The 9,271-nt window shown below is 73.6% G+C and carries 6 protein-coding genes; 4 read left to right on the forward strand and 2 right to left on the reverse strand.

The window, feature by feature from the left end; translation table 11 throughout:
- Nucleotides 1–23: 23 nt before the first annotated feature.
- Together HCN56_RS07080 and HCN56_RS07085 are read right to left on the reverse strand one after the other, a co-directional pair.
- A complete protein-coding gene (locus tag HCN56_RS07080) occupies nucleotides 24–1,052 on the reverse strand; it encodes an ABC transporter substrate-binding protein (RefSeq protein WP_167968627.1) in 1,029 nt (342 codons plus the stop codon).
- 86 nt (nucleotides 1,053–1,138) lie between these two features.
- Nucleotides 1,139–1,996 carry an ABC transporter permease gene (locus HCN56_RS07085; protein ID WP_209312446.1) on the reverse strand — a complete coding sequence of 286 codons (858 nt, stop codon included), beginning with the start codon at nucleotides 1,994–1,996 and terminating at the stop codon, nucleotides 1,139–1,141.
- A gap of 162 nt (nucleotides 1,997–2,158) precedes the next feature.
- On the opposite strand from HCN56_RS07085, the gene HCN56_RS07090 reads away from it, so the two are divergent.
- The 4 genes from HCN56_RS07090 to HCN56_RS07105 form a co-directional block, all read left to right on the forward strand.
- Nucleotides 2,159–3,226 carry a LacI family DNA-binding transcriptional regulator gene (locus tag HCN56_RS07090; protein ID WP_167968628.1) on the forward strand — a complete coding sequence of 356 codons (1,068 nt, stop codon included), beginning with the start codon at nucleotides 2,159–2,161 and terminating at the stop codon, nucleotides 3,224–3,226.
- A gap of 415 nt (nucleotides 3,227–3,641) precedes the next feature.
- The gene (locus HCN56_RS07095) at nucleotides 3,642–4,406 is read left to right on the forward strand and encodes a cupin domain-containing protein (RefSeq protein WP_167968629.1); all 765 of its coding nucleotides are present in this window, start codon (nucleotides 3,642–3,644) and stop codon (nucleotides 4,404–4,406) included.
- A 65-nt stretch (nucleotides 4,407–4,471) separates the two neighbouring features.
- Nucleotides 4,472–7,474 carry a 3-keto-alpha-glucoside-1,2-lyase-like domain-containing protein gene (locus HCN56_RS07100; protein WP_245246220.1) on the forward strand — a complete coding sequence of 1,001 codons (3,003 nt, stop codon included), beginning with the start codon at nucleotides 4,472–4,474 and terminating at the stop codon, nucleotides 7,472–7,474.
- Between the two features lie 486 nt (nucleotides 7,475–7,960).
- A partial coding sequence (locus HCN56_RS07105) for a sensor histidine kinase (protein WP_167968630.1) occupies nucleotides 7,961–9,271 on the forward strand: 1,311 nt, incomplete at its 3' end.

Genomic DNA, 9,271 nt, shown 5'->3' on the forward strand with positions numbered 1-9,271 from the left:
GCGCGGCTTTCGTGCGAACACCGTCACTCCCCTCCGGCGGTGAAGGACCCGTCGAAGTACGCGTCGGTCTCCCTGGCCTCGGCGAGCAGGTCGGCCTCGGCCAGCACCTCGATCGTCTCCCGCCAGTCCGCCGCATCGGTGACGCCGGGCGGCAGCCCCGCGGTGCGGTCGGTGGCGAGCAGCGGGATCGTCTCCTGCCACTGCTGGAGCAGCACCTCGGTGGAGGGCATCTGGGGGTTCTTGCCGGCCATGGCCTCGACGGCCGCCTCCGGGTCCTCCTGCGCCGCGGTGAAGGCCTCGGTCGTGGCGGCGACCATGCGCTCCACCAGGTCGGGGTCGTCGGCGATGGTGGTGTTGTGGGCGACCAGGCCGTTGCTGAAGAAGTTCAGCCCGGCGTCGGTGTAGCGCAGGTAGGTGACGTCGCGGCCGCTCTCGTCGGCGATCTTGGGCCCCTGGTCGTGGGCGAAGCCGATGAGGCCGTCGACCCGGCCGACCATCATGGCCGCGTTCTTGCCCGCGGAGTCGAGGTTCTGCTGGGTGACGTCGGCCTCGTCGAGGCCGACGGCGTCGAGGTAGAGCGGGAAGGTGAGGGTGACGGCGTCCCCGGCGGAGACGGCGATCGTCCGTCCGCGAAGGTCGTCCGGCTCCTCGATACCGGTGTCGCTGAAGACCTGGACCGCCGAGGGGGTGGACTGGAGGAAGACGCCGACGGAGCGGACGTCGACGCCCTGGTCGATGTTGGCGAGCAGGGCGGGGGTGTCGGCCCAGCCGAAGTCGAAGTCCCGCTGTCCCACGGCCTGGACGACCCGTGCGGAGCCCTGGCCCGCCTCGATCGTCAGCGCTATGCCGTGCTTCTCGTAGATTCCTTCCGCGACGCCGTGGTAGAAGGCGGCGTGCTCCCCGTAGGGGTACCAGTTGAGCTGCAGGGTCACGTTGTCGCCGTCGCCCGGGCCGTCCTGGCCGCCGCAGGCGGAGAGGGCGAGCGCGCAGGCGCCGGCCAGCAGGACGGCGGCGGCCGGACGGGCCGGGCGGGGCGGGGTGCGGACGGGCATGGGGGCGTCCTTCCGTGTCGTGGGGGTGGCGGAGCCCGCCCGGGGGCGGGGTGGCCCCGCCTGTCGGGGCGGCCCCGTCGGCCGGGTCAGCCCCGGTTGCGGCGCGAGGCGTGCCAGGGGATCAGGAGGGCCTCCGCCACCTGGATGACGGCGAAGAGCAGGACGCCCAGCGCGGACATGATGATGAGCGCGGCGAACAGCATGGCGGTGTCGACGTTGCCGTTCGCCTGGAGGATCACGTAGCCGAGGCCCGAGTTGGCGCCGACGAACTCGCCGACCACCGCGCCGGTGACGGCCAGCGTCGCGGCCACCTTCAGCCCCGACAGCAGTTCGGGGAGCGCGGCGGGGAAGCGGACCTTCCAGAACGTCCTGACCCGGGAGGCCCCCATGGTCGAGGTGAGTTCCAGCAGTTCCGGATCGACCGAGCGCAGCCCGCTGATACCGGATATGACCACCGGGAAGAACGCCATCAGGACGGCGACGAGGATCTTGGGACTCGCACCGAATCCGAGCCACACCACGAAGAGCGGCGCTATCGCGATCTTGGGGATCACCTGGGCGAAGAGGATCAGCGGGTAGAACGTCTTCTCCAGCGCCGGCGAATAGACCATCAGAACGGCGACGAGAACGCCGACGACGGCGGCGATGACGAATCCGGCGACCGTCTCCCCGGTGGTCACCAGCGTGTGCGACCAGAGGTACTCGGGGTGGTCGACGAAGGCGGCCCAGGTGTCGGCGGGGGACGGGATGATGTAGGGCTGCACCATGCCGGCGCCGGTGACGAGGAACCAGGTGCCCATCAGGAGCGCGAGGAAGCCGGCCGGATGGACCGTCGCGGCGGCTCGTGAGGCCCAGCGGGATTTCTCCCGCGGCACGCTGTGCGTCGGTGGATCAGAACCGCGGGCGGCGGTCCGGACGGGCACGTTCTCGGTCTGTTGCGTCATGCGGACCTCGCGTCGCTGGTGGGGACGACGGATGGAGCCTGACCGTGCCGGGAAAGCGCTTGCCGACGAAGTCGGACGGGTGGGGGATAGCGCTTTCCCATTTCGGGGATGTTAAGTACAGCCTGATGGGGCGTCAATGCCTGGAGAGAAACGGGGCGGTCCGTGCGAAAGCCGAGAACCCGCGCGACCAGGGGTGCGCCGACACTCGCCGACGTCGCGGCACGTGCCGGGGTCTCACCGGCCACCGCCTCCCGGGTCCTGCACCAGAGCACCCGCCGGGTGGGCCCGCAGCACCGGGAGCGGGTGCTGCGGGCGGCCCGGGAGCTCGACTACCGACCCGACCTCTCGGCGCAGGCCATCGCCCGCGGCACCGCGCCGGTCCTCGCGCTGCTGGTCAGCACCATCGACGACCCGTACTTCTCGGCCATCGCCGAGGGCGTGGCACGGTCCGCGCAGCGCCACGGCGTCATCGTCACCGTCGCGGTCACCGGTCGCGACACGGCCCGCGAGCTGACCTCGCTGCGCACGATCCGCGGCCAGCGCCCGCGCGCCGTGGTCGTGGGCGGCAGCCGCACCGTCGGCAGCCCGCACGGCGAGGCGCTGCTCGCGGAGTTGCGCGCGCTCTGCGCCGGGGGCGGCCGGGCGGTGTTCATCGGCCGGCCGGCCGGCGGGCTGCCGGCGGTGCGTCCGGCCAATCTCGACGGCGCGCGGGCGTTGGGCGCGGCGGTCGCCGGCCTCGGCCACCGGCGGGCCGTCGTCGTCACCGGCTCCGGTCGGCTGGAGACAGTGCGGGAGCGCACCGACGGCCTCCGGGAGGGGTTGGCGGCCGGGGGCGGCCGGGTGGTCGCCGTCGAGCGCGACGCGTTCGACCGGGGCGGCGGCTACCGCGCGACCCGACGGCTGCTGGCGCGCGGCGGGCTGGCCGCGGCCGACGTCCTCTGCGCGGGCAACGACTTCATGGCGGTGGGGGCGATGACGGCGCTGCGGGACGGCGGGCTGCGCCCCGGCCAGGACATCGCCGTCACCGGGTTCAACGACATCGAGACCGCCGCAGACGTGACACCGCGGCTGACCACCGTGCACTTCCCACTGGGCGCGATCGGCGGGCGCGCCGCCGAACTGGCCCTGGGCGGCGGGGCGGTCGAGGGGGAGGACGTCCTGGTGCCGGGTCAGGTCAGGCTGCGCGACTCGTGTCCCGACCTCAGGAACCGGCGGACCGGCGCCCCGTGATCCACCGCCGCCCGGCGCCTCACGGCGGGCGACGGTCGCCGACCGGCGGGACGCGCCGCGGGCGACCGGGACCGTGACGGCTGTGTTGACAGTGCATTTCGCGCGGCCTACCGTCCTGGAGCGAAAACGCTTTCTGCACCGGATGCGGGTGTTGCCCGCATTTCGCCCACCGGTGGCCCGCGCCCGCTCCGGCGGTCGTGCGCCGGCCGACCCCCCACCCACCCCCACGACGCGGGGCGCGCCCACCCCCCACCGGCCGCCCGGCCCCGCGCCCCACCCCGCCGACACGCACCGGCCCGGCGTCGGTGACGCCACGCCCGCACCCGCGCACGCACCACCCGCTGCCCCGCGCAGTCGCACAGCTCCGGGGCGGGGTCCGCGACGCGCGGCGCCGGGCCCGAGGAGGCAGTTTCCCGTGCACCGCACACCGCACACCGACGACCCCGGCACGACCGCCGGCGCCCCGGCGCTGCCGGGCGGTATCGGCCTGTCCCGGCTGCGCGTCTACGACTGGCCCGCTCCCCCGGGCGCCGACGGGCACTGCGGCGGCACGCCGCACATGCACCTGGCCTGCACCGAGGCGTACGCGGTGACGGGTGGCAGCGGGGCGGTCCAGGTCGTCACCGCGGAGGGGGCGGCGACGGTGCCGCTGGCCGAGGGCGACCTGGTGTGGTTCACGCCGGGCACGGTGCACCGGCTGATCAACGACGGCGGGCTGCGCATCCTGGTGCTGATGCAGAACGCCGGCCTGCCCGAGGCGGGAGACGCGGTGTTCACCTTCCCCTCCGACGTCCTGGCGGACCCCGACGCCTACCGCGCCGCGGCGGCGCTGGACCCGGCGGACCGGGAGGGCAGCGCCCGGCGCCGCCGCGACCTGGCGCTCGCCGGTCACGCGGTGCTCCGCGACCGGGCGGCGGCCGGCGACCGGTCGGCGGTGGCCGAGTTCCACGCGGCCGCGCTGCGCCTGGTCCGCCCCGCGCTGGCCGACTGGCGGCGGACCTTCGAGGCGGGCCCCGCTGCGGAGGTGGCGCGGACGGCGGCGCAGCTCGCGGCGCTCGCCGACGGGGACGCCGCGCACCTGCGGTCCGCCGCCGTCCATCGCGGTGAGGCGGGCGACGCCTGGGGGATGTGCGGACGGCTGGACACCTACGCCTCGCGGGACGGGGCCCGCGTGATCTGAGAACGGAGCGACCTGGGGGCACGGAGACCGCGCACCGTCGGACAACCGGACGAAGGAGTCTGCACATGCTTCCACGATCACGTCGACACACGGCCGGCGCCGGGGCGGTGGGCCTCGCGATGCTGGCCGCCGTCCTGGTGCCCGCCGGCAGCGCCGGGGCTGCACCGGCTGGGGAGCTCCCGCCGCAGGAACCGGGCGTGACGCTCCGCGTCTTCGACGTCGGTTTCGAACCGGAGCGCATCTGCACCCTGACGGACGGGCAGACCCCCAACATCGACGTGCTGCGGCCGGACGTCGACTGGGAGACCACCGACGACTTCGGCGGCGCCGCCAACAACTTCATGGCGCAGGTGATCGGCAACCTGCACGCGCCGGCCGCCGGCAGCTACGAGTTCCGGGTCACCAGCGACGACGGCTCCCGGCTGTACATCGGCGACGAGGAGATCATCGAGAACGACCGCCGCCAGCCGCCCACCGGAGCGGACGGCACCGCCGAACTGGAGGAGGGGCCCAACGCCCTGCGGATCGCCTACTTCCAGGGCGCGCACGGCAAGGCGCTCCGCCTGGAGTGGCGGCCGCCGGGTGCCTCCGCGTTCGAGAAGGTTCCCGGATCGGCGCTGACCACCGACGCCGACGTCACTCGGGTCACCTCACCCGGGGTGAAGTCCTGCCTGGACGCCGACGCGAGCCCCGGCGACAACGCGCCCCTGGCCGGGGTGCACCCGAACTACGAGGTCACCGACCTCCGGCCGGAAGGGTTCGAACCCCGGGTGACCGGGATGGACTGGTTCGACGACGGCCGCATGGTCATCACCACCTGGGCGGGCCGGGAGAGCTTCGACGGGGCGGTGGAGATCGTCGACGGCACGGTGGGCGCCGACGCGGGGCCGGACACCGTGGTCACCGAGGTCGTCGCCACCGACATGAACGAACCGCAGGGCGTGCTCGTCGAGGACGGCGAGATCATCGTCGCGGAGAAGCACCAGCTGAGCCGGCTGGTCGACGCCGACGGGGACGGCGTCTACGAGGAGACCGAGGCGATCGCCACCTGGCCCAGCGGCGGGACCTACCACGAGTTCGGCTTCGGCCTGCTCGCCGACGAGGACCACTACTACCTGAACCTCTCGGTGGCCATCACCCCCGGCGGCCGCACCACCGTCCCGCAGCACGTCGACAACCGGGGCACCTCGGTGCGGATCGACAAGGAGTCCGGGGAGGTCGAGTACGTCGCCGGCGGGCTGCGCACCCCCAACGGGATCGGCTGGGGCGGCGAGGGCGAGATCTTCGTGACGGACAACCAGGGCGACTGGCTGCCCGCCTCCAAGCTGGTGGAGATCGAGGAGGGCGGCTTCTACAACCACTACACCACCCCCGCCGGGCCGTTCGACGACCGGCCGGTCATCGAGCCGGTGCTCTGGCTGCCGCACGGCGAGATCTCCAACTCGCCCACCAATCCCGTCCTCGTCGAGGAGGGCCCGTTCGCCGGGCAGCTCCTCATCGGGGACGTCACCTACGGCGGTCTGCAGCGCGCGTTCCTGGAGGAGGTCGACGGCCGCAAGCAGGGGGCCGTCTTCCGCATGACGCAGGGGCTGGAGTCCGGCGTGAGCCGGCTCGCGCTCGGCCCGGACGGATCGTTCTACGTCGGCGGGATCGGCGGCGGCGGCAACTGGGAGCAGCCCGGCAAGTTCCCGTACGGGCTCCAGAAGCTGACGCCGACCTCCGAGGACGCCATGGACATGGAGGCGATGGAGGTCACCGGGTCCGGGTTCGACATCACCTACACCAAACCGGTGGCCTCGGAGCTGGTCGACGGCCTCGCCGAGCGCTACCTGGTGCAGCAGTGGTCCTACAACCCGACCTCGCAGTACGGCGGGCCGAAGCGCAACCAGGAGCAGCTGACCGTCACCGGCGCCTCGCTGTCGGACGACGGGCGCACCGTCAGCCTGGTCGTGCCCGGCCTGCGGGAGGACCGGGTGGCGCACGTGCGCTCACCCCGGCCGTTCGCCGCGGAGGACGGGACACCGCTGTGGAGCACCGAGGCCTGGTACACGCTGCACTCGATCCCCGGGTACGTCGAGCCCCCGAACGAGACCGGGGTGTACGAGGCGGAGGACGGCGAGCTGCGCGGCGGCGCGGACATCGACGACGAGCACCCGCACTTCACGGGTGAGGGCTTCGTCGACGGCTTCAACACCATCGGTGCCTCGTTGACCTGGCGGGTGGACGTGGCGGAGGCCGGCACCCACCCGGTGACGTTCCGCTACGCCAACGGACCCAACCCCTACGTCGGGACCAAGACGATCTCGCTGGACGTCAACGGCGAGGACCTGGGCCAGATCGCGGTGGAGACCACCGGCACCTGGCAGGCGTGGGCCGACCACGTCGAGCTTCTGGAGCTGGAGGCGGGGACCAACACCATCACGGTGTCGGCCGGCGAGGATGACGACCGCCACGTCAACTGGGACCACCTGCGCCTGTGGGAGGAGCCGTGCACGCCCTCGCAGCCCGAGGACGGCTTCCGGATGCTCTTCGACGGGACCGACGAGAGCCTGGCGGCGTGGGAGATGGCCGGCCCCGGCGGCTTCGTCACTCAGGCCGACTGCACCATGCGCTCGATCGGCGGGCTCGGCCTGGTCAGCCACCCGGACGAACTGACCGACTACCAGCTGAAGCTGGACTGGAAGATGGGCGGGGACGACAACTCGGGTGTGCACCTCGGCCTGCCGGACCCGGCGGGTGACGCGGGGGCCCGCAACCAGGCGTTCGAGGTGCAGATCGACGCCACCGACGTGCCCGAGAAGACCACGGGGGCGATCTACGACTTCCAGGGCGCGGACATCGAGGCGCGGGACGCCGCCCTCAACCCGCCGGGCCAGTGGAACAGCTACGACATCACGGTGGAGGACCGGCGGATCACGGTGCTCCTCAACGGTGTCCTGATCAACGAGTTCGACACCACCGGCGCCTCCCCCGACCGTGACCTGTCGTCGGGTCGCATCGGGTTGCAGAACCACCACACCGGTTCCGACGTGTGGTTCCGCGACGTCCAGGTGCGCGAGCTGGACTGACCGGCCGTTCGAGCACGCCGGGCACGTCCGGGATCTCGGGCGGGCCCGGGGTGCTCGCCCGGGGCTCCGGCGGGCTGCCGTGCCGCCCCGGCCTCACGCGCTGACGACGTGTCGGTCACAAGAGGGAGAACGTTCCCGTCCCGACGGTAGGACAGGTTCAGCAATCGGCCGACTACAACTATTGTGTTGGCCACGCGTCAGGACCAGACGTCTGTTCGATCAGGTCCTGTGACGTGGTCCGCCTGCGGTGCACGGCGCGACGGGAGGGGCGCGGCGCTCGGCGCGCGGGCCCCGGAGGACCCGGCGCGGCGCGCCCGACGGTCGGTCCGACCGCGGGGACGGAGCACCGGGACGAGTCGCCGGTCTCCGGACCCCCGCCGACCGCACGCCCGTTGAACGTCTAGAGGTCTGGCCCATGCACACCACCGGTCCCCCGGCCGGCAGCGGCCCTCGTCCCTGCGCGCTCTCCGGAACGAGGAGCTCCCTATGAACCACGACGCGCCGTCCGGCGCGGCGGGGCCCGCGTCACAGCCGCCCGCGCCCCCTGCCGAGAGCCGCGGCAACCGACGGGCCGTCGTCCTGGCGGTGGCCCTCGCCGCCGGGGTCTGGCTCGCGACCGTCGGGGCCGTGGCCCTGCTGGCGCCGTCCGCCGTCCCGGTGGCCGCCGCCGTGGCCGGTGCGCTGACCGTGCTCGGTTGCACGGGCGCGGTCGTCACTCGGCGCCGAGCGGCCCGCACCCAGGATGCGTTGCTGGCGGAGCGGCACCGTGCGACGCGGCTGGAGTCCGATCTCACCGCACTCCACACGGACCTGGCTCGCGCGATTCGCCACTCGCTGCCCTGGGCGACCGACGGTTCCCACGGCCGGGCCTCGGCCGACACCGTCCTCGCCCAGGGGCAGGAGCACCTGCCGTCGCACCCCGCGGTGCGGGAGCTGGTGGAGACCGCCGTCCGCACGGTGTACACCGAGCGGCGCCGGCTGGCGAGCGCGCTCTCCGTCCTGGAGAGCGGCGCCTCCCGCGTCCAGGCCGCCGTGACCGCGCAGGTCGCGGAGTTGGACCGGCGCAAGCTGCCGTACTGGCAGGACAACGTCCACGCCAGCGTGCCGCACAGCCAGGTCCGCAAGGACATGGAGGCGCTCGACCGGCAGCTGGCCCCGATGGACCTGCTCGCCCAGCGCCTGCTGGTCCTGACGGGGGCGCGGCGCACGGGGCGCCCCTGGCCGCGCCCCGTTCCCATCGCCAACGTGGTGCGCGCCGCGGTGGGCCGCAGCGAGGACTTCACCCGCGTGGTGGCGGCCCTCCCGCCGGTGCCGCAGGGGGTGCGTGGGCCGGCGGTCAACGCCGCGATCCACGTGCTCTCCGAACTGATCGACAACGCGCTGCAGTTCAGCCCGCCCACCACCCAGGTCCACGTCACGGTGGAGAACGCCACCAGTGGAATCGTGCTGCACATCGACGACAGCGGGCTCCCGATGCGGACGGAGACGCTGCAGCGCGCCCGCACCACCGTCGACCTGGAACGCCCCCTGGACATCACCGACCTGTCGGGCAGCCGCCTCGGTCTGGCGGCGGCGCGGCTGGCGGGCGAGCGTTTCGGGATGCGGATCGAGTTCCGCCCCTCCATCACCGGGGGGACCCGGGCGAGCGTCTTCCTGCCCGTGCAGTGGCTCTCCCCGGTGACCGACTCCCCCACCGGCAGGTCCGCCGCGGCCCCGGAGCGCCGCCGTCCCGCGGTGGCCCCCGCGGCCCGCCCCGCCCAGGCGCCCGGCGCCCCGGCGGACGCTCCGGCACCGGAC

This window comes from Streptomyces lonarensis (genome assembly GCF_012033735.1).
Classification (GTDB): Bacteria; Actinomycetota; Actinomycetes; order Streptomycetales; family Streptomycetaceae; genus Streptomyces; species Streptomyces lonarensis.